This is a genomic window from Bradyrhizobium sp. UFLA05-108, from assembly GCF_059803455.1.
Genome location: NZ_JBANAZ010000062.1, coordinates 36,700 through 57,053 on the forward strand (window position 1 = coordinate 36,700; position 20,354 = coordinate 57,053).

At 57.6% G+C, this 20,354-nt stretch carries 18 protein-coding genes and 1 pseudogene; 14 read left to right on the top strand and 5 right to left on the bottom strand.

Annotation, left to right across the window (positions count from 1 at the left end; translation table 11 throughout):
• The first annotated feature begins 82 nt into the window (after nt 1-82).
• The 11 genes from SO140_RS34235 to SO140_RS34285 all read left to right on the top strand — a co-directional run bounded on the left by SO140_RS34235 (nt 83) and on the right by SO140_RS34285 (nt 8,709).
• Nucleotides 83-565, top strand: a complete 483-nt coding sequence (locus SO140_RS34235; RefSeq protein WP_449378448.1) for a nodulation protein NolB — start codon at nt 83-85, stop codon at nt 563-565.
• Between the two features lie 10 nt (nt 566-575).
• On the top strand, nt 576-1,430 hold the full coding sequence (sctJ, locus tag SO140_RS34240; protein WP_498543731.1) for a type III secretion system inner membrane ring lipoprotein SctJ: 855 nt from the start codon (nt 576-578) through the stop codon (nt 1,428-1,430).
• Nucleotides 1,430-2,083, top strand: coding sequence for a nodulation protein NolU (locus SO140_RS34245; protein WP_498543718.1), 654 nt, complete (start codon nt 1,430-1,432; stop codon nt 2,081-2,083). The genes sctJ and SO140_RS34245 overlap by 1 nt, the downstream gene beginning before the upstream one ends.
• Nucleotides 2,080-2,703: a type III secretion system stator protein SctL gene (gene sctL, locus SO140_RS34250; RefSeq protein WP_498543719.1), complete on the top strand. Its 624-nt coding sequence runs from the start codon at nt 2,080-2,082 to the stop codon at nt 2,701-2,703. Before SO140_RS34245 ends, sctL begins: the two co-directional genes overlap by 4 nt.
• Entirely contained in the window at nt 2,700-4,055 is a 1,356-nt protein-coding gene (sctN, locus tag SO140_RS34255) for a type III secretion system ATPase SctN (RefSeq protein WP_449378451.1), read from the top strand. Before sctL ends, sctN begins: the two co-directional genes overlap by 4 nt.
• Entirely contained in the window at nt 4,031-4,567 is a 537-nt protein-coding gene (locus SO140_RS34260) for a hypothetical protein (RefSeq protein WP_498543720.1), read from the top strand. The genes sctN and SO140_RS34260 overlap by 25 nt, the downstream gene beginning before the upstream one ends.
• Before the next feature lie 94 nt (nt 4,568-4,661).
• The gene (gene sctQ, locus SO140_RS34265) at nt 4,662-5,669 is read left to right on the top strand and encodes a type III secretion system cytoplasmic ring protein SctQ (protein ID WP_498543732.1); all 1,008 of its coding nucleotides are present in this window, start codon (nt 4,662-4,664) and stop codon (nt 5,667-5,669) included.
• Entirely contained in the window at nt 5,662-6,327 is a 666-nt protein-coding gene (sctR, locus tag SO140_RS34270) for a type III secretion system export apparatus subunit SctR (RefSeq protein WP_449378453.1), read from the top strand. Before sctQ ends, sctR begins: the two co-directional genes overlap by 8 nt.
• A 1-nt stretch (nt 6,328) precedes the next feature.
• Nucleotides 6,329-6,604, top strand: a complete 276-nt coding sequence (locus tag SO140_RS34275; RefSeq protein WP_449378454.1) for an EscS/YscS/HrcS family type III secretion system export apparatus protein — start codon at nt 6,329-6,331, stop codon at nt 6,602-6,604.
• Nucleotides 6,605-6,859: 255 nt separating this feature from the next.
• A complete protein-coding gene (sctT, locus tag SO140_RS34280) occupies nt 6,860-7,675 on the top strand; it encodes a type III secretion system export apparatus subunit SctT (RefSeq protein WP_498543721.1) in 816 nt (271 codons plus the stop codon).
• Nucleotides 7,672-8,709, top strand: a complete 1,038-nt coding sequence (locus SO140_RS34285; RefSeq protein WP_498543722.1) for an EscU/YscU/HrcU family type III secretion system export apparatus switch protein — start codon at nt 7,672-7,674, stop codon at nt 8,707-8,709. The genes sctT and SO140_RS34285 overlap by 4 nt, the downstream gene beginning before the upstream one ends.
• Before the next feature lie 172 nt (nt 8,710-8,881).
• Here the strand turns inward: SO140_RS34285 and SO140_RS34290 are convergent, their stop codons facing one another.
• The 4 genes from SO140_RS34290 to SO140_RS34305 form a co-directional block, all read right to left on the bottom strand.
• The gene (locus SO140_RS34290) at nt 8,882-9,505 is read right to left on the bottom strand and encodes a CpaD family pilus assembly lipoprotein (protein ID WP_498543723.1); all 624 of its coding nucleotides are present in this window, start codon (nt 9,503-9,505) and stop codon (nt 8,882-8,884) included.
• 9 nt (nt 9,506-9,514) lie between these two features.
• Entirely contained in the window at nt 9,515-11,044 is a 1,530-nt protein-coding gene (locus tag SO140_RS34295) for a type II and III secretion system protein family protein (protein ID WP_498543724.1), read from the bottom strand.
• The gene (locus tag SO140_RS34300) at nt 10,999-11,718 is read right to left on the bottom strand and encodes a response regulator transcription factor (RefSeq protein ID WP_498534656.1); all 720 of its coding nucleotides are present in this window, start codon (nt 11,716-11,718) and stop codon (nt 10,999-11,001) included. The genes SO140_RS34295 and SO140_RS34300 overlap by 46 nt, the downstream gene beginning before the upstream one ends.
• 620 nt (nt 11,719-12,338) lie before the next feature.
• Nucleotides 12,339-12,386 (bottom strand): hypothetical protein, encoded by a 48-nt coding sequence (locus tag SO140_RS34305; protein WP_498543733.1) that lies wholly within the window; start codon nt 12,384-12,386, stop codon nt 12,339-12,341.
• A 1,329-nt stretch (nt 12,387-13,715) separates the two neighbouring features.
• On the opposite strand from SO140_RS34305, the pseudogene SO140_RS34310 reads away from it, so the two are divergent.
• The 3 genes and pseudogenes from SO140_RS34310 to SO140_RS34320 form a co-directional block, all read left to right on the top strand.
• A pseudogene (locus tag SO140_RS34310) lies at nt 13,716-13,810 on the top strand (IS5/IS1182 family transposase); the annotation flags it as partial.
• A 1,149-nt stretch (nt 13,811-14,959) separates the two neighbouring features.
• Nucleotides 14,960-17,215 carry a T3SS effector XopP-like protein gene (locus SO140_RS34315; protein WP_498543725.1) on the top strand — a complete coding sequence of 752 codons (2,256 nt, stop codon included), beginning with the start codon at nt 14,960-14,962 and terminating at the stop codon, nt 17,213-17,215.
• A gap of 1,012 nt (nt 17,216-18,227) precedes the next feature.
• Nucleotides 18,228-18,302 carry a hypothetical protein gene (locus SO140_RS34320; protein ID WP_498543734.1) on the top strand — a complete coding sequence of 25 codons (75 nt, stop codon included), beginning with the start codon at nt 18,228-18,230 and terminating at the stop codon, nt 18,300-18,302.
• Nucleotides 18,303-19,265: 963 nt separating this feature from the next.
• Here SO140_RS34320 and SO140_RS34325 read toward each other — a convergent pair.
• The gene (locus tag SO140_RS34325) at nt 19,266-20,183 is read right to left on the bottom strand and encodes a LysR family transcriptional regulator (protein WP_498543726.1); all 918 of its coding nucleotides are present in this window, start codon (nt 20,181-20,183) and stop codon (nt 19,266-19,268) included.
• Nucleotides 20,184-20,354 lie beyond the last annotated feature (171 nt).

The window sequence follows — 20,354 nt, forward strand, 5'->3', positions numbered from 1 at the left end:
GATTCTCGTCAGCTTTTTGTCAGCTGGCGTCTCTAGGGTGCCCGTTCACGCCAACGAACAGCTAATCTCATCACGTGCGAGCATGATCTCATCCACAACGTTAGGCGTTACGCCGATCTCTGCCAACCCCGCCGAATGTCTCTCCAATGCCTGTTCGTCCGCGCAGGCAAAGTTTCAAGAGAGTTTAGTCTCCGTGAAGCATAGCGCAGCGCCGGTGTCGGAACTTGAGCGTGCAATTCCGCACGCCGGCCCGCTTGGCGATCGCCTTCTTCAGAATCTTTCTGCAGTGCACCGAGCCGCACCATTGCCAGCCAGCGCACTTCCCTCGCAGGTAAGTGGCGAGCCGATTGTGGCGGGCATTCCGCCTGGGCCGGCTGCGCAGCCCGTCCTGCGCTCTCACGAAGTCGAGGTGCATCCGGTCGGCGGGCCGCAAGGCGTGGATCACTTCGAATCGACATTGGCGAATCTGCGGAATGTTTATGAGGGGGTCATTCAGGTGTCGCTCATCTCCAAGGGTGCCAGTGCTGTCGGCTCCTCTATGAATAAGCTGATGTCAGCGGGCTGAGCGGCGGGTGATGATTGTCTTGGCGCAAACAAAGATCGGCCGTAGCGTGGCCACGGGGAGGCGGCTTTATGGTTTAGCCTTATTGCCGCTTCTGCTGTCGTTAGGCGGTTGCAAGACCGATCTTTATACGAAGGTCCAGGAGCGTGAAGCCAACGAGATGCTTGCTGTTCTCCTTAGCAAGGGGGTCGATGCCATCCGTGCTGTTGGCAAGGATGGTACCAGCACGATTCAAGTCGAAGCAAAGCAACTGGCTTTTTCGATCGACGTGCTGAATGACCAGGGCCTGCCCCGCCAACCTTTCAAGAGCCTTGGCGAGGTGTTCAAGGGATCCGGCCTGGTCGCATCCCCGGTTGAGGAGCGTGCCCGCTATGTTTATGCCCTTAGCGAAGAATTATCGCGCACGATCAGCGATATCGACGGGGTTATCTCCGCGCGTGTTCATGTTGTTCTGCCGAAGAACGACCTTTTGCGGCAAGATGCCACCCCGTCCTCGGCCTCGGTGTTCATCCGACATGATTCCAATGCAAAGCTCTCAGCCTTGCTGCCCCAGATCAAGATGCTCGTCGCCAACAGCATTGAGGGGCTGGCATACGACAAAGTGGCGGTTGTGTTCGTGCCGGTCGAGCGGACTCAACGTGAGCTCACGTCTGCGCCGGCAGCTGTTTCGGTTCAACCAACGAAGTTCATCTCAACTCCCTTTGTTGCAGTCGGCGTCGGAGGTGCTGGCGCTGCGTTCGGCGTTCTGTCTTACGTCCTGCTGAGCACACGTGCGCGCCGGCTCAGTCAATCTTGGCGCAAACTGGCAAATCTTGGCATAGGCGCGAGGATGCCCGCTCCCAAGCCGCCGGCAAAAGCTGAACTTTGATGCGCGATGAGCGGAATCCAGTGTCGGTATCGATGACATCCAAGGAACAAAACTATTCAGTCAGCCCACGCTGCAATCGCCTACGTGAGCTTACGGCTTTGAGTGATCCCAGCCGTCTTGCCGCCCGTCTTGATCCGCGGCTGTCGCCTTCCACAGTGTTGCAGTTGCAGAAGGCTACCAGGCTGCAGGAAAGACTAGCCAAATTGCTGTTAGGCGGTGAACTGGTGGTCAATGAAGGTAGCTGGGGAAGGGATGTACTGCTCGGGCATGATCCGCATCGGGCGGCACTCCTAGCCGGCAGTGTTTGGCATGCTCGTTCGTTGGTAAAGCGAGTGTCAAAGCGTGATCTCGAACTGCTAATCGAAGACATTGGTGCGGAAGCACATGCGTTCGCGATCAGACACTTATCGAACGCCGTCGCAACGGAATCGATTGTCGATCCGGAGCAACTTACGCACCGGATTAAACATGACGGTTATGCCTGCCTGGGCGCTTGGCTCGCGGAAGCCTCGGAGCTTGACCGTAGGTGCGTGCTTCTCCGCTTACCTGTAGGAACGGCCGCTGACGCCCCGGCAGCCGAGCACCAGAAGGCCGCAGGCCAGCTGTTGTCGTTGGTGATGGCCCATTTAGCCGAAGAGGCAGGGACAAAATGACCGCCAACGAGCCTGGATTGCCGGAAAGCCCGCAGATACGCCCGCTGGGTCCATTCATACCAGCTGCGGAACTGGGGATCTGGTACGATGCGGTACAAACGGGCGCGCTAGCAGAGCGGTATATACGACAGGTTCGCAGCTGGGCAGCGAAAGCCTATGAGCGCGAGCGAGCGCGCGGCCACGCTGAGGGCCTCAAGACAGGCTCGGACGAAATGGCGCGGCTCGTTGCCCGAGCCGCTTGCGAGGTGGCGCGTCGGAAAGCCACTCTGGAACAGGCGTTGCCCCAGCTCGTCCTTGAAATCTTGAGCGACTTGTTAGGGTCGTTTGATCCCGATGAGATGCTGGTGAAGGCCGTTCGCCACGCCATTGACCAAAAATATGGCAGTGGCGAAGTGTGTCTTCGTGTGTCTCCTGTGAAAACGGATGCACTGACACGCGAGTTCGCGGCATTCGATGGAAGGGATGGTCGGCCAAAAGTTACCATTGATGCTGACCCCGCTCTGTCGCCGGACCAGTGCGTCTTGTGGAGTGAGTTTGGCAATGTCGATCTAGGGCTTTCGGCCCAACTCCGGGAATTGCGCCTCGGCCTTAATCCGTCTTCCCAGGAGGGCGCACCGTGACGACCCACCAAGCAAGCTACGACGATGCGGTTAGCGAAGGATCTGTGCATGCGGCGCTATCATCTCTGAGGTCTACAGCAAAGCATATCGACACGCGTGCGGTACGCGGACGCATCACGCGGGCGATTGGTACGCTGATTCACGCCGTATTACCAGGAGCCCGCGTTGGAGAGCTGTGCTTGCTGCAGGATCAAGCTACCGGACGGTCGCTTGAAGCCGAGGTCATTGGTCTGCTGCCGGATGGGGTATTACTCACGCCAATCGGCGATATGGTGGGGTTGTCTAGCCGCGCGGAGGTGGTTCCCACTGGGCGAATGCAGGAAGCTTCAGTCGGCCCCGATTTGCTCGGGCGCGTCATCGATAGCTTCGGCCGTCCGCTCGACGGCAAGGGTCCAATAAAGACGGCCCACACTCGCCCCCTCCGCGGCAGGGCGCCTAACCCAATGACGAGGCGTGGCATCGAGCGGCCCTTTCCGTTAGGCGTCCGTGTGCTGGATGGGCTTCTGACGTGTGGCGAAGGCCAGCGGATAGGAATCTATGGGGACGCCGGTTGCGGCAAGTCCACGCTGATGTCGCAAATCGTAAAAGGCGCGGCCGCCGACGTGACCATCGTTGCGCTTATAGGAGAGCGTGGGCGTGAAGTGCGCGAGTTCATCGAGCGCCATATTGGAGATGCCATTGATCGTACAATCGCGGTCGTCGAGACGTCCGATCGCTCGGCAATGGAGCGCGCGCAATGTGCTCATATGGCCACTGCACTCGCCGAGTACTTTCGTGATCAGGGGCTGCGCGTGGTTCTGTTGATGGATTCGTTGACGCGCTTTAGCCGCGCGATGCGCGAAATCGGCCTTGCCGCAGGAGAACCGCCCACCAGACGCGGCTTTCCTCCCTCCGTCTTCGCAATGCTGCCTAGTTTGTTAGAGCGCGCCGGTATGGGCGAGACCGGGTCGATCACCGCCTTCTATACCGTGCTTGTCGAAGGAGACGGTACGGGCGATCCAATCGCCGAGGAATCGCGGGGGATTCTCGATGGTCACATCATTCTCTCACGCGCGCTCGCGTCCCGTGAGCATTTCCCGGCCATCGACGTGCTATCGAGCCGAAGTCGCGTGATGGATGCCGTCGTCTCTGTGCCACATCGCAAGGCGGCCTCTTTATTCCGTGATCTGCTCTCGCGCTACAACGAGACTGAGTTCCTAATCAAGGTCGGTGAATACAGCCCGGGTTCCGATCCGCTAACTGATCGGGCAATCGCCTCCATCGAGGAATTACACAAGTTCTTGCGCCAGGGGCAGGACGAGCCGTCCACTTTTGAGGAGACCATCACGTGGATGTCGCATCTGACCGCCTGACTTCCGTTCAAACGTCGAAACTGCGGCGTGTGAAGGACATGAGGGAGCGCAGCGCGCTACGTGAGTTATCCAACATGGAAGCCAAGCGCCGCATCGCGGTCGATGCCATGGACCGTGCCTCAAAGGATCTTGCAAAGGTCGAGCAGCGCCGCGCGAGATTCGAAACTGAACTTTATCTGGAGCTGACATCGTGTGACACGATGTCTGCAACGGAACTCGATCGTCGCTGCCATCGCGCCCTTGAGAGGCTCACAGCCGAGGTCACATTAGCACGCCAAGCAGTTGAGCAGGCGCGCATCGCTCAAGAGCAGGTCACGGCAGAGCTTGTTGAGGCGCAGACCATTTGGGCCACGCGTTCGGCGGCGAGTCAAAAGTGGCAGCAGATCGAGTGCGACGTTCAGCGCACGAGCACCGCGCATTCGGAATTCGCGGCTGAACTCGAAACAGAGGATGAGATCTTGGTCCGATATCAGAATGGTTCGCGTAGCCAGACGCTCGGCAAGTCCATCTAATGACTGCTCCTCTTGTATCGGTGTCAGAATGAGGCCGGCGAGTATGCGGGGTGACTCTGCACCGTTCGAGCCAGCGCTCAGACTGTCCCATGAGGTGGTCTTGTGGCTGAACGATATCGCGCCTCAGCGGATGGTCCCGCAGAGTCGCCTTGCTGATAAGCCGCTGTCAGTTCGGGTGAACCGGATCGTGTGGCAACCGCAGCCATCTGCCATGTCCATGCTTGACTGTGTATTCCGCGTCGGAGCCGAAAAGCTTGTGTTGTCGTTGCCTCGTTCGATGGTCGAGACACTGATCTCGATTGTGCAGAATGACCTTGCTTTACCTTCCGATCCAGCCCGTTCTCTCCTTCTCGAACTGGCCCTAGAAGCGTGGCTCACTCGTCTGGAGAACTTGCTAGCCGAGGAGGTACAAGTAATCCGCATAGACGAAGCAACGATGCAAGGCCCGTATCTGGAGCTCGAGATCGCCTGTGGACCGCTTACGGGCAGTGCGCGCCTGTTCCTATTCTCGTCACTAGACGGTTTGGTTCCGTCCGCGTTCTCTATGATGCGAAAGTTGCTTGGCCAATTGCCGCAAGAGAGGCGCAAGCTTTCTCCGGAATTGCCTGTGATGCTTGCCGCAGAGATTGGCTCGTTGCGCATTCCCCTCGCGCTACTTCGCCAAGCACGAACTGGCGACGCGCTTTTGCCGGACGTCATTCCTTTTGCACGCGGCCAGCTCATCCTCACCGCCGGAACGCTGTGGGCCCCCTCGCAGGTCGCTGGTGGAAGAGTGATTCTGCTGGGCCCATTCCGCCGGCAATTCCACCCACTAAGGTGCGCAGATATGACAAACCAACCGCAAGCACAACCAGCAATGCCGCCCTCGGAAGCCGATGTCGATAGCATTGAGATCACGCTCGTCTTTGAATGCGGCCGTTGGCCCATCCCGCTGGGTGCGTTGGCAACCATCAACGAAGGCCACGTGTTCGAACTTGGCCGCTCCATCGATCGCCCGATCGATATTATTGCGAATGGAAGAGTGATCGGCCACGGCGATATCGTGCGTGTCGGTGAACAACTGGCTATCAGGCTACGCGGCGAGTTGGCGGTCAATGACTGAGATTCAACCGAACATCCTTGCGCTTATTTCGGTAACAGTCGGCCTTGGTCTACTGACGTTTGCCGTTGTCACCACGACGGCGTTTATAAAGGTCTCGGTCGTTCTCTTCCTCGTTCGTAACGCGCTCGGGACACAGTCCATACCCCCGAACATCGTTCTGTATGGCGCTGCACTGATTCTTACCGTCTTCATTAGTGCTCCGCTGTTAGAGGGGATCTACAGCCGCGTCAGCGACCCGCAACTTCACTATCAAAGTTTAGACGACTGGGTAACAGCAGCCAAGCAGGCGAGCGAGCCGCTGCGCGCCCACCTGAAAAAGTTTACCAATGAGGAGCAGCGCACGTTCTTCCTGTCATCCGCTGAACGTGTCTGGTCAGACGACATGCGCGCAAACGCAAGCGCTGATGATTTCGCGATCCTTATACCGTCCTTTCTGATCTCCGAGCTTAAGCGTGGCTTCGAAATCGGCTTCCTGCTCTATCTTCCATTCATCACGATCGATCTGATCGTGACGACGATCTTGATGGCTATGGGCATGTCAATGGTAACGCCAACACTCATTTCTGTTCCTTTCAAGCTATTTCTGTTCGTCACGATCGACGGTTGGTCGCGGCTCATGCACGGGCTGGTCCTAAGCTACGCAACGCCGGGAGGTTAACATGGATGAAGCTAGCATCCTCACTCACTTGAGCCGATCGCTCGTTGTCTTCATGATCTGGGTCCTGCCGCCGCTCGTCGCCGCTCTCGTGGCCGGACTGGTGATCGGCATCGTTCAGGCAGCAACGCAGCTGCAGGACCAAACGTTGCCCCTGACTGTCAAGCTTCTCGTCGTTCTCGGCGTGCTCGTGATGTTTGCTCCGGTACTGAGCGCCCCGCTTATCGAACAAGCTCAGCGGATTTTCAGTGATTTCCCTATCCTCACTGCGAACTATTGATGCCTCGAAGGAGGCCGCTGAGTGTCTGGTCAGAGTCATCCGTGATGAATTGCCAAGAGACAGATAGTGCAAAGGTAGGGTCAGTAGCATGCGGGTATAGAGACCGTCGGACCCCCGTAGGGGCAGTTTGGCTGATGCTCTGTTGACCAGTTATGGCAACTCAGCAACCGATTGTCCTCAGCCCTTCGAGGTCGAACATCTCCGCACGTCGAGCGGAGCCGGCTTATTGACACAAGCAAGCAACTAGCACCTCAAATGGATGGCTTGTCACCTACCGAGACGCAAACTGTGGTCAGGGCTGCTATCGACTACGCCGCTGCAGCAGGGCTTTGTTCGGCTAGGGCCCTAGGCATCATGTTCGTGCTCCCGGTATTTACGCGCCCGCGCATTAGCGGGATGATCCGCGCAAGCTTAGCGGTCGCGATCGGGCTGCCATGCCTGCCACATATCAAGGACGGCTTACAGACGCTAGATCCGGGTACCCGTGTGGTCGCCGTCGCGCTCCTCGGTCTCAAGGAGATGTTCATCGGCTTGCTGTTTGGCTTCCTACTGAGCACGCCGCTATGGAGCATCCAGGCAGTTGGTGACATCATCGACACCCAGCGAGGTGTTTCAAGCCAGGTGGACGATCCTGCGACACGCAGCCAAGTCTCGGCCACAGCCCTTTTTCTCGGAACGGCTGCAGTCACGATTTTCGTGGTATCTGGCGGTCTGCAGACACTGGTCACGTGCCTTTATGACAGCTATCTGATCTGGCCTGTCTATCGGGCACTGCCTACCCTGAGCACGCAAGGGGCAATGGAATTCTTGCGGCTTCTTGATCATATCATGCATACCGCCTTGCTCGTCTCGGGGCCGGTGGTAGCTCTCCTGCTCCTGATCGACGTGTGCCTTATGTTGCTTGGGCGGTTTGCGCCGCAAATCAAGCTGAACGATCTCTCGCCGACTATCAAGAATGTCGCCTTTGGAATCGTCATGACCAGCTACACCGTCTTCCTCATTGACTACATGGGAGCGGAGATTATCCAGTTCCATGGCGTGCTGGGGTGGCTCGAGAAGTTCTTGAGATGAACGATTCGAGCGAAGAGAAAAAGCTTCCGCCAACTCCCAAGAAGCTGCGCGATGCGCGTAAGAAAGGGCAGATTCCGCGCAGCGCCGATTTTGTGAGCGCGCTCAGCGTATCGGCCGGTCTCGGCTGCCTCTGCCTGACAGCGAGCTCAATCGAAGATGAGTGGCATGAAGCAGTACGGCTCATTGACAAGCTCCAGGAGCAGCCCTTCAACAGTGCGGTCCAGCGAGCAGTGCTCGGATTGATCCAACTTTCGATGATCACCGTCATCCCAACCATCGCAGCCGCCGTGGCTGCAGCCATTCTGGCCAGTGTTTTGGCTGCCGGTGGGCTAACCTTTTCCCTGGAGTCGCTGAAGCCAAATCTTCAGAAATTGGATCCTACCAAAGGGCTAAAGCGGATTGTCTCGCAGAAAGCGCTTCTCGAGCTTGGTAAATCGCTGATCAAAGTGCTCATACTCGGTGTTACTCTTCTTTCCACAGCACTCGCAAGTTGGAGAGCACTGGTATACGTACCCGCCTGCGGTTTGGATTGTTTTGGCCTTGTGTTCAAGGATATCAGAGCTCTGATCGAAATTGCGGCCGGCGCGTTCCTGATCGGCGGCTTGATCGATCTGCTAATCCAGCGGTGGTTATTCTTGCGCGACATGCGCATGACGCAGAGTGAGGCGAAGCGCGAGGCTAAAGAGCAGCAAGGAAATCCGCAGATAAAGGGTGAACATCGCCGTCTCAGACGGGAGACGGCGCAAGAGTCGCCGCTTGGCGTGCATCGCGCCACAATGATCGTAACCGGGCCTGCACTGTTGGTTGGGCTGCGTTACGTTCGCACCGAAACTGGAGTGCCTATATTAGTGTGTCGCGGTGAGGGCGAACTTGGCTCACGGTTGCTTGAACGTGCGCGAGGGCTGAATCTGAGTATCGTCGAGGACCCCATTTTGGCGCGGCAACTGATCCGAAAGGCTACGATGGGCAAGGCCGTTCCGATCGAATGTTTCGAGAGGGTCGCAAAGGCAGTCTTTGCCGCGGGCTTGGCCTAGCTCGGCGCGCAAAAAGTGGCTTCAATCCGGCCTTTTAGCAACCAACCTCAACTTGCGGAACCTGAAATGCAAGCGGCGCACTCTTAAAAAAGTGGAAAGCGAAACGCACTCTCTATGGCGACTAGTCCCCTCCGCGAGTCTATGGCTTAGCGCTGCTCGCGGGCTCGGCCGCTCATTGGGTTTGTGACTTGTGAGCATCGTCTTGCAAGTTGCTTTTGTCGGCGGCCGGGAGGCTTCCGTGTGCGCTAAGGGGAAGCACCGCACGATCACCGCTGGTTGGCCTGACTGCGCTATTGCCCAGCAAGTCGCGGGGATCGTTCACCATCGCTCCGAGATTACTTCGGACCGAGCAGCCAAGCGTTGGATCGAAAGAATTGTCGTCTACGGAAGGGCCAACAATCGGACGCGATGGACAGACGGGAGGACGTGCTTGGTAGACAATCGCCTCGATTCGTACCCCGAAATGACCAGACAGATCGGCTGAGGAAGGCATCAGATGTATATTGTAGGGGGCAACGCCCATCGCTCGCGCTTCATGGGCCACCTGCGCCATAAGTCGGGGTGAGCCGGAGACTTCGAGATGGAGTGCATCCCGCCGACCGCGACTGGCATTTGCGATAAAATCCCGCAGACGATACGTTTCGCTGCGAAGAAGGCGCTGCAATAGCAACACACTGGTCTTCTGCTCCACTTCAATCGCTTGTTCAGCTGGCGCAGAATAAATCGGAGCACTGTTTGTGCATCCGCCTACACTTGCCGCAATAGCGATCAAGGGGCACAGATGTCGAAAGCTCATTCATGGTCCTCATTCGATAATAAAGCCGGCTCCCTCTGTCGCGCCTGGGTTAGGCGTGCGGGGCGCGTTGCGGCCTCGCGGCGGACTTGCCAGCGTGTTCGTCAACGTACGCCCCGCGTCTGAGGGCGGTCGGATTCTGTCGGTGGGCGCGCTCATGTTGCCGGGGGTCGATGCCGGTCGCACGATGTAGGGAGTGACAACAATGACCAATTCGGTCTCCTGCTTCTGAAATGAGGAGGAGCGAAAAAGTGCACCCAGAATCGGCACATCGCCCAGCCAAGGAAACGTGCTAATGTCAGTGTTGAAATTGCGTCCGATGAGGCCTCCTATTGCAAAGCTTTGACCACTGGCAAGCTCCACGACAGTACTGGCTCGACGCGTCGAGAGAGCAGGCACGGATATTCCGTTGACGTTGACCTCACCTTCTTTTGATAGCTCGCTGACTTCAGGCTTCACGTGAATATTGATTTGATTATTGCTTAGAACGGTCGGAACGAACTCCAAGCTGATCCCGAATTGACGGAATTGCACTGAGACTTGCCGATTGTCTTGCATGATCGGAATTGGAAATTCGCCACCTGCCAGGAAACTTGCTGATTCGCCTGACATGGCGGTAAGATTCGGTTCAGCCAGTACTGAAGCGAGATGGTCGTCGGCGAGTGCGTCAAGAACAGCACTAACGTTCGCACCAGGAACGCCGAATCCGATACTTGCCGTGCCGCCGCCACCGCTACTCGTGCCGGAGCCGCCGCTCGTGGTGGAACCGCCACTGCTGCCGGAACTGCTCGCTTTGCCACTGTTAAAGCCGAAAACAACCGCGCCGTTCTGCGCCTTCGCAGAGAGGCTAATGCCAAGCTCCTTCATGGCGGTGCGCGATACCTCGGCCACGCGCACGCTCAGAGTGACCTGCAGTGAGCCCGCCACCTGGATCTTGTTGACGACCAGCGCGCCAGCACCCAGAAATTGCTCCGTAACCTTCTTCGCCTGGTCGACTAGTTCGGCATTAGGTGCTGTCCCGCTCAGAATCGCGCCGCGTGGTGTATAGGTGACTTGGATCGGATAGTCTCCGAGCTCGGCCTTGAGGGTGGCTCTAAGATCCTCGACAGGTTGGGTGACCACAACACGAAGCTCGGCCAATGCCTCGCCTTTATCGTTCAAAGCGAACAGGCTGGTCCGTCCCGACTTTTTGCCAAAGACGAAGAGGGTTGTGTTCGACGGCGCCTGGTAGTCGGCGATCGTTGGGTCGGCAACAAAGATGCTGGCCGCCGCCGCCGAAAGATGGACGGTCTTTCCCTGAGAGGAGGTAAGATTTAAAGTTCCGCTAACGCTGCCGGCAGTTGCGCGCGGCGCCTCCTGACTGCCATTCCGCTTTATCTGAGCTGCGGCAGCGAGAGGAAATATGGGGGCGACCGTGCAAAAGGCATACAGAAGTCGGAGCAGAATAGCGGTGACCGCGATTGGCCGTCCGCTTATGCGAGGATCAAGGGCGAAGTTCAAGGTAGCTGCTTCGTGTTCAAGGTGATCGGCTGGGAAGCGCATGCTGCCTTCAGTTCAAGTCCATAGCCGATGCCGCGCGCGGTTTTAATTCGTAGCGTCGCACCCGACTGGCTCAAATGTGTGCGTAAGCGATAGATCGCGACCTCCAAAGCATTGGTCGAGACTTCCTCGTTAAACGCATAGAGACCTTCCTCCAGAGACGCTCGCGGCACGGTGCGGCCTGCCCGACTGAGCAGAAGTTCAAGAATGCAGACTTCGCGGCGCGCAATCCGCAATGGCCGACCTTCAACTGTAACTTGCCGGCCGATGGGATCGAAATGTAGATTGCCGAAGCTTACGACAGGTGCCGTCATTTGCGTCGATCGCCGCAAAATGGCGCGCATCCGGGCGATGAGCTCATCGATAGACACCGGTTTTCGCAGGAAATCGTCCGCACCGCCGTTGAAGAACTCAATCCGCGTGGCTACATCGTTCAGGTTGCTGATCATCATGGCTGGCGTTGGACATCCCTGGCGTCTCAGCTGCTTCAGCCAGTCCAAGCTATTTCCATCCGGCAAGACCAATTCGAGTAAGACAATATGAAAGTTCGCGCAATCTAGCGCGGTCTGCGCCTCGTCGAGAGTCTCGATTACATCGACGGCAAAACCGCGGTCCAATAGCCCTGTCTTTACGGCGCGCGCAAAAGCCGCATCACGATCAACCAGGAGAACTCGCATTCGATAGCCTAGCGTACATCCATAGCGAAATCCGAGCGCGTTGCGGTCGACAGTGAAGTCTGGCGAATCGGCCACCTGGTCGAACTAGCCGCCCAACTGAAGGGGAAATCGGTTCGCACGACGTTCCTGCTCCTACTTGTAAAGAATGGCGACTGCCTTATGGACCTTCAGGTAAGGTGAGAAAAATCTATTGTTTTTATGTAATGCATCCAGCCGGCGAATGGATCGCGCGAACGTCATCATCTGGAAAGGAAGTGATGAAAATGAACGCGGTACCCACGAGCACGTGCATGCCAGCAGGTCCAACCGCTCATGGGAACATCCGCACATCCGTGATCACACATGCAGTTTCGTTCATGTGCGGGGGACCAAAAAGTCCAGCGACGCAAATGTATGGACGATGTATCCGCACGACTTTAAAATATGTTCGTTGCAGCACGGATAGACGCGTCATCATCTACAACGGTAGTCGAGCGCGTGGACGAAACGATCGTCTCAAGGGAGAAGGCAACTTGCCTGAGTAAAGCCGCCTGGACCGAAAGTGGCCCAAGGGGCTAGATTGTAAAATCGTACTCAGGTTTGGGCGCTGGAATGGGTGGCCTCAATTCCCAGCCGCTCAGTCATTTGATCAAATCGGCCACAGACCGGGCACCCATTTTCTTCATCATCTGTCCGCGATAGATCTTGACGGTAATCTCGCGAGCCTATTTCCGCGGCTATTTGCTTGTTCATAGGGCCACGAGCGACCAGTTTTCAAACCCCCTGTTCGCGGCCGCTTAAAGAAGAGCGAGTGCAGCTTTGAGGTCATCTTCTCGGCTTCCCGACTTTGGCGATCCGCTCGGTCGCAGCGACTACGGCATCAAGCAGCTGCTGACCGCGGAACGGCTTCGCAAGAAATTCAACGGCTCCGCCTTTCATGGCCTGGACGCTCCTCGGATGTCACCATGCCCCGTCATAAAGATTATTGGAATGTGAAATGTTCAGTTTCGCAAGTTCATTTTGGAGCTCGAGCCCGCTTACTCCCGGCAGGCAGACGTCAAGGACGAGGCAGCTGGTGACATGCGGGAGCTTGCTCTGAAGCACTCCTGAGCCGACCGAATGCAAGGACATCTAGCCCACTGACCGAAGAAGGCCCGTGAGTGAGCGGCGCACCGAGACATCGCCGTCCACAATGAAAACCGTCGCTTCCCACCGGGTATCTCAGCGTTCGCACGCATGGACCGCAAGTCAGAGCGCTTGCGCACCAGATATTCCCCTTTATAAGCTGCTGGACGGACTCATTCATCAGCGCTACTCGAATGGTGCGACAAGAGAGCCGATCGCGGCGGGCTCCCCTTTAGATACGAGCTTGCCGCGTCGGCGACGCTGTTCGGCCTAACGGCGAAGTTGGGCCTCTTTTTTGCCAGGGCCGCTCTTACGCGCGGTCCTAGACGAGAACAATGATTCGCAGAACCAGAACAGCGCGCGTACGCATGCTGCCCAGCACTCTCACGCGGCAATGGGTGGGAAACGTCAGCCGAGGACCTCAGGCCGCCCCCTGGCACTTAGTCCTCACGCGTCCACAATGGCGCGCTCTTGGTGCGCAGCTGCGGTCTCGTTCATGGGAACGGGCAGAAGAGCCACTAGGCGGCAGCCCAGATGAGCGCGCTTAGGCGGATCATCACAAGCGCCACAGGTTCGGCAGGGATGTGTCTGCCATGCATTACGCTGAGAGGTGCCACGGTTTGCCGCCTCCAAACACGCGTGGTCTGCATTTATCTCATCTAGTGTTCGATCCTTGCGCCGCGGTTTGCTGATCCAAGCCACGCGATTCGCTAACGGCAACTCAAACGTCCCCAACTCGGGCGAATGCGAGCGATCGGGTGATGTCTCTCAGGTTGGAACCTGTCTTGAGGGATTCCCAATCAGGGAATGAGTGATTTATGAGTGTCGGCTTTTGGAGGAACCGGCCGATGCGACTCTACGCATCCGATCAATCTTGTGCTGGGCCGCGAAGGCATGTCGGTGGAACCGCCGCCGACAATCGACTGTTCGTCGACGCGGCTCTGTACCGGCACAGAGCGGGGATCCCTGGCGCGATCTGCCGGAGCGGGCCACGCGCCGCTTTGAATCTTTACCGGTCATTTCTCTCTCATCGCACCCAATCGAAGGGCCCTACGGCCAATCCAAATGCTCTGGCCATATCACCGTTTCAGATCAGCCGTTTTTCCCACGCCCTCAAATCGGGTTAGCGAGACGTTCGGCAGGACTAAATCCGTCATGTGGATGAGTCCGAGGCGAGTTAACCCCACTCAGGCGCGAGTGGGTCATTGAACACGCCCATCTTATCTGCGGCGTCCGAGAGCACGTTCCGAAGAGGTCGAAATCGGCCCAAGGATCAAGCTCGCAAGCTAAGCTCTCGCGCGGGCTGAACCATCGTGAGCGCGCCCTCATGGGCGGAAAAGGGGCCACCGGGTAATGCGACTCAAGTGCCCAGGGTCATGCTAACGTAAAAGCCAGTCTTCATCTCGTGGAGGGATCAGTCGCGGTACCCCACAGCGAGAACACCTCAATGGCAGCGCGAAGAAACCAAACCTCACGCCGTCGCGATCGGCGCGAGCACGAATGCGCATTCGCAGATCGTGAATCACTTCGGCATTTGCGGGCCGTCTCAATTCTCGCCTGGGCCCGCCGTTCAAAGCAGCCGGAACGCTTTCGCACGAAAGTTCCGATTGCAGCGTTGAAATAACGATGCGCTTTGTTCGTTGCGTGCAGGCATATTTCTTTAAAGATCCAACGATTCAGCTATCGGTTTTGCTGGATTGCATGCTTGCTCTGAAGCAAAAGCCATGACCTTATGACGCCGACAGTGCTCCACCAAGGGCAAACGCGCATTCTCTATGTCTCCGACAGCCTCTTGGTAGTGACTGCGACCGGCCTCGTGCTGCTCTGCCCGAGCCTGCTCGCAGTCGCCTTCAGTTTAGGCGAACTGGTATGTTTCGCACCTTGCGCCCGAGAGCGAGACGCCTGCATTTAGCATAGCGGAATGGACTCACGGAATGACGCTCCTCCTTTGGGGAAAGTCGTCCCGTCGGCCGACCAAAAGGCTCGTCCGCCCCTCGACCGGGCAGACCCAGGAGCGGTTCCGTAGAGTACGAGGAGGAACGAGATTTCCGTGACGGGGCGGGCTCATTCGTCAGCTAATTGTCAGCCAGGCGCCTTATCTAAACAGGCTGCGCATTCGCTTGCATCGGAGTGGAGTATGAAGGGCATTGGCCAAGCTGGCAACTCGCACGGTGAGGCTACTGGAGCCGACAGCACATGGGTATCGAGCAGTTCGCGCTCGGAGTCGGGTCGTCCCCCTGGGGAAGCTAGCCATTTTTTCGATTCCGTCGTCGAGCGGATGCGCTCTGGGCCTCAAGATACAACGACGCGAAGCTCGGGAATGGCAGTCCCGATTTCGTCGTCAGCCGACGATATCAAGGCGGCAAAGCGAGAAATGGAAAGGCTGCTTCAGGAGCTCGACATTTGCCGTACCGCGGCCATGCAACCGCAGAACTCGTCAGAGATGCAAGAGCAGCTCGATAAGCTTGTCAAAGCAAGCTCAAACGTTCTGGAGTACCGCGCGAGCCTGCCTTCGCATGTGGCGCGTAGGATTTTGCCCGACGATCAGGCTCGCGGAATCCGCGACGAGGCGCTCCGTGCGGCGGACCGATGCAACGAGCTGGCCACCCCGACAATCTACCTCTTGGAGCAGAAGAGGGTTAGTGCGGCAACCGTGCTCGACCGGTTGCGCAAATCAGATGCTCCATCCGACCAGCTGAGCCGAGCGGTTTCCAGTGTAGCAAAGCACTATGCGGCCTGTATGGAGTGGTGGGGAAAGAAGGCATTGCGCTCGGAATGGATGCAGTCCGTCTGCGCCGCCACTGCCAATTTCCCGAGTTCAACGGCCGAGATGCGGCAGGCTGAAGAAGCCGCACTCCGCCTGCAAACGGGTTGGGCACTCAATACGAAGTGCATGCATCTGCAGCAGCGGATCGCTCTCGCGCAGGTCATGATTGAGCCGCTGGCGAGCACGCTCGAACCAACCACGGAAAAAATCCTCATGGATGAGAACGGGCGGGCGCGTCTGCTGGGGACCTTCGTCCGAGACGTTTTCCCGGCGTTCAACTCGACGAGCGATGCTGTCTTACAGAGCAAAGGACGCGCACTCGACGCAGAGCACTGTGCCGTTCTGGAAGGAGTCATGGAGCGGCTTTCTGAATTTGGGGCCGCGTGGCACGACATCGTTGCCAACGTAAGCGATCTCGGAAAAGATACCGTCCTCCCATCGGAACTTTCGGGCCAGATCGTCGAAGGCGCGTGGGTAACTGCGCATGAGGTCATGCGCCTCCTGGCCTTGCAGCCGAAGACGCCGGCCACCGCACCATTGGCCGACGCTGGAGCTGCGATACCGGCCAACACTACCCAGAAGGCTGTAGTGGCCGAAGGCGCAACAGCGCGCCGAAAAGGGAAAAGCAAGCGCACGTCGGCCGGTGGCGCCAAAAGCTCGGCTCACGGGCGCGCGCAACCGCAGGCCGCTACAGCCGACGAGGCAACCGCGCCACCAGCTAAGGTTGTCGTGCTCACGGATTTAGGTACGAAGAAGCTCGTGAGGGCGGAAGAAGCGCATGCGCGGGCATCATCGTCGCTGACGGCACAGTTGGGGATCTGGCAGGCCTCGCCTTCGATCGAAGAATTGCCCCAACTCCTCAACCGGTTGGATGAACTTTTGCAATTCGATCTGGCTGGTCAGCAACGGGCAGCCTCGGAAGCGCGCCAGATGAAACCAGAGGATGCCGACCACGTCGTGGACACAGTCGTCGAGCGCCTGCGGACGCAGGTCGCCGAGATGCAGGCCTGTGTGGGCGCGTTGCAGGAGCCAGGTCGACTGCGCTTACTCACGCCTGCACAACTGCCCCAAGTACACAGCAAGATAGTCGAACTCAGAGAGGTGTCGTCCCAAGTTCAGGGGATTGCCGATTCTTTGGAAAAGCGAAAGGCCACCACCAGGATTGATTGCATGAAGACCTACGCCTTCCCCTCGCAGAAATACCTTGAACAGTTGCGGACGGCCGAGGAGTTGGCATCCCCGGATCTACCGCGCGCGCTAAAGGGCGAGCCTGGGGCGCTGTTTGAGATCAAGCTGCAACCCAAGGCGCTGCGCAATGGTACAATGCCGAATCCCATGTGGGTGCACATCCATACGAAGCGGCCGGTACATGGGTGGCAGTTAGCGACGCTGGACGACGCTGACTTCGCCGCTTGCCACGTCAAGTCCAATTCACAACGCGGCTTCAATCGGCAGTGGCAGAACGCCCGGGCCGCCACGGGTCACGAGGACGTCGTGGTCCACCGCGGCAAGCTCACACCTGCATTCTGCAAGTCCTTGTTGCCCACTGTGCTTAGCGGCACCGCTCAGTATCGGCTTGCCGAGCCGGAACACCGATCGACCTGGGACGATTCACACGGGATTTAGTATGGGGATGTCCCCCGGTCAGTCCTATGCACCACGAAGCTTGATGCCGGCTTGACGCGCTCGATATCATTTGGCTGGCTCACGGCGCTCTTCTAATTCGGGCATCATCTTCGGGAGACCGGCTCGTGACGCCGAGCGGTTCGACTGAGGAATGAAATCTATTCCGCGAGTTCGGGGCGTCGCCGTTGCCGCGAACGCCGCTAAAAGGCTCCAGCGCTCAGGTCGATTCCAAAGGCTACTGCGAGAAGCGAAGCAAATGATCCAGTTCCGCAGAACAAAGAACAATCGTGGGTGAATCGAGACCGGTACCGGGCTTGGTGACATCAGAAACGACTTTCGTGTAAAGAGATATGATAGCTCAAATGCTTGCTTATGCTCGTCGTAAAAAAAAACCTGCCGGATGCTCTCGTTCGGAGTTTCAGATGCCATGGACAGGCTGCACTTTTGGAGCGCTTTCATTAATGAGCGAGAAATCTGATTCGTTCTGCAATCCGCGCTGACGAGCGCTCTCGAAATAATGCCTCGGCGAGTCGGTTGAGAGCCGACGGAGTCCCTCCACCAGCATCTCAACCAGAACTTGGCGAAGGTTTCCGCGCGTACTCCTCGAGTTGCTCCAGACTGGTCGAAATGGACGCTGGTCAGCTCACCGGCAGAACTTCCATGGCAGCGGCAATGCGCCAGCTCGACAACGGTCACCGATGTTGTTCAGGGCCTTGGGTCGAAGAGATGAGCTTGGGCAAATGGCCGAAGCTTGCATCTTCAGAAGTTGAAGGCTCCGCACGACCTGGCCTCGACAGCGGATCGAGCCGGCAGCTCTCGGTCGAAGTCTCCTCCTCGTCGGAGAATGCGTCCGCTAATGTTCAGCGTGTCGCGGCCGCGACCGACGAAATGGTGGCCACGATCACCAACATCGGCCGACCGTTGAGGAAGTGGCCAATCTGGCCGGCGAAGCCGTCCGCCAGGCCACTCAGCGACAAGTGCATACTGAGTGTGACGGCAGGAGCGGGCGCGAATCGGAAACGTTGTGCAACTGATTGACGCGATCGCGCGCCAAACCAATTTGCTCGCACTGAACGCGGCGATTTGAAGCCGCGGGTACTGGCAAAGGGTTTGCAGTCGTGGCCGAATAACTCAAATCTCTTGCTGCACAAACCGCCTACGCGAACCGGAGATCAGCGAACACATCAGCGGCATTCAGGCAGCGGCGTCTTAGTCGGTGGCTGCCCTTGCCGAAATCGGCGACATCATAGGTGGAATCTCGAACTCCGCCAAAACTGTGGTCGACGCCCGTCAAGGAGCGGGAGGCAACAAGGCAGCGCGGCGATTGTCTCGTCAAAAATCTTTCCCAAGAGCGAGAGGTTTTCTGGATCGTAGACACCTATGCGTTGCTGCACGCTCGCGTCCTTGCTTACCAACGCGCAATAGCGCACCTGACCAAGGCGTTTGGCTCCGGTAGGGCTAAAACAAGACAGACTTGCGGCGTACACCAATAACACGGCAGCACTGCTCGAGTGAGGCAGTCGTGCAACAGAGCGTTTTTTGCCTTCCCTCAGACCTAGCGGCTAACCCCAAATCGAGTTCGCGCTCGACATCAGTGGAGATGCTGTGATCAATAACCTGAATAGCACGCTTCAAAGACGCTTATTGCAGGTTCCTGAGGTGCGACTCAACATTAATAAGAGCGCACGGCCGCTGCACCATTGTGTTCACAAGTACTCGGAACTCTAAACGAGAGAACACCAAAAAGATGGTAGGTGCAAAGCGGCGAGCTCATCGCCTACAACCTTCTGGGCGGAAGAGTTGCACTTGCACAAGGAATGCTTCCGAGAGTTTCCGAGCCCTGTGACCGATCCCGGCGAGTGTTTCGCGAACGTGAGCTTCGAAAATGACGATTATCCGAAAGAAGCCAGAAAGGGGAAATGTTGCTAATAACGAAGCCGTTCTTGAACATAGTTGTTCCTCGAGCCGCTCGAACGGCTAGAGCTTGTATGACGATAGAGCGTGACGAGGCGCTTCGATTGCGTTAGGAGGGCTACTTATTTGACTGGTCTCACGCACCGCAAGACATGTGGGACGCCTCATCCAATAATATGCGCCTCATCCAAATGCTTGCCGGATCTGCATTCTGAAGTGTAGGCCACTGAACGGCCTCGGTGAAAGCTGGTAACGGCAATGGGGGCGGCAAAACCCGCAAGGGTGCCGTCTCTGCGACCAGCTTCGCTAACCTCGACGGCAGCATCGCTATTCGTTCAGTCCCCGATAGCATAGCCGGGATCATGCTAGTGCCCTGAACAATGACCTCAATGCGCCTCTTGAGCCCATGCTCGTGCAGGCACCATTCATCGATGGAGGGCTTCTGGGTCGGTCCGAAATTGGCCGCAACATGTCCCATTGATGCGAATCTCTCGAACGTAAGTTGGCCTGCCAGCTGTTTATTCATGCGGCAGCCCACACACACCAGAGTTTCTTCGAACAGTTGTGCTTTGGGATGCGCGCTGGACAGAAACAATTCCGGCAGAATCAGGAAGTCGACTTCGCCGCGCCTGAGAAGCTCATCGGGTTCGTCGGCGCGTGAGAGCAATTCAAAACGCACGCCGGGGGCTTCTCGCGCGACCCGGTCGACGATGTTACGGAAGAAGACGACCGTCATGAAGTCGGAAAGGATAATCTTGAAGCGGCGGGTCGACTCCACTGGGTTGAACACGGTCCGGGAGATAATGGAGACCTGAATGCGTACCAGAGCCTCCCGAATTGGAGCGGCGAGATCTTCGGCGCGCGGAGTTGGGACAAGTTCGCGCCCCCTCATCGTGAATAGTTCATCACAAAAATAGACGCGCAGCCGGGCGACTGCGGCGCTCATGGCCGGCTGCGTTAAGTTGATGCTGCGCGCTGCTGCGGTGAGATTGCGCTCTGTCATCAGAGCGTCGAGCGCGACCAGAAGATTTAGATCAAGACCCTTAAAACGCACGTCTCTTGCTCCGTTTTATCGCGGTGCGTCGCACGTTTGAGCAACTCAATCGCCTGCATTTGCGATTGCAGTCTCATGGCCGAGAGCGCCCAAAGCGTAGGACAGAGGTTGGTTCCTGGCGGACCACTGTCGTCGCATGCGCCATCTCGCCGACAGCTTTAGTCAGACCGG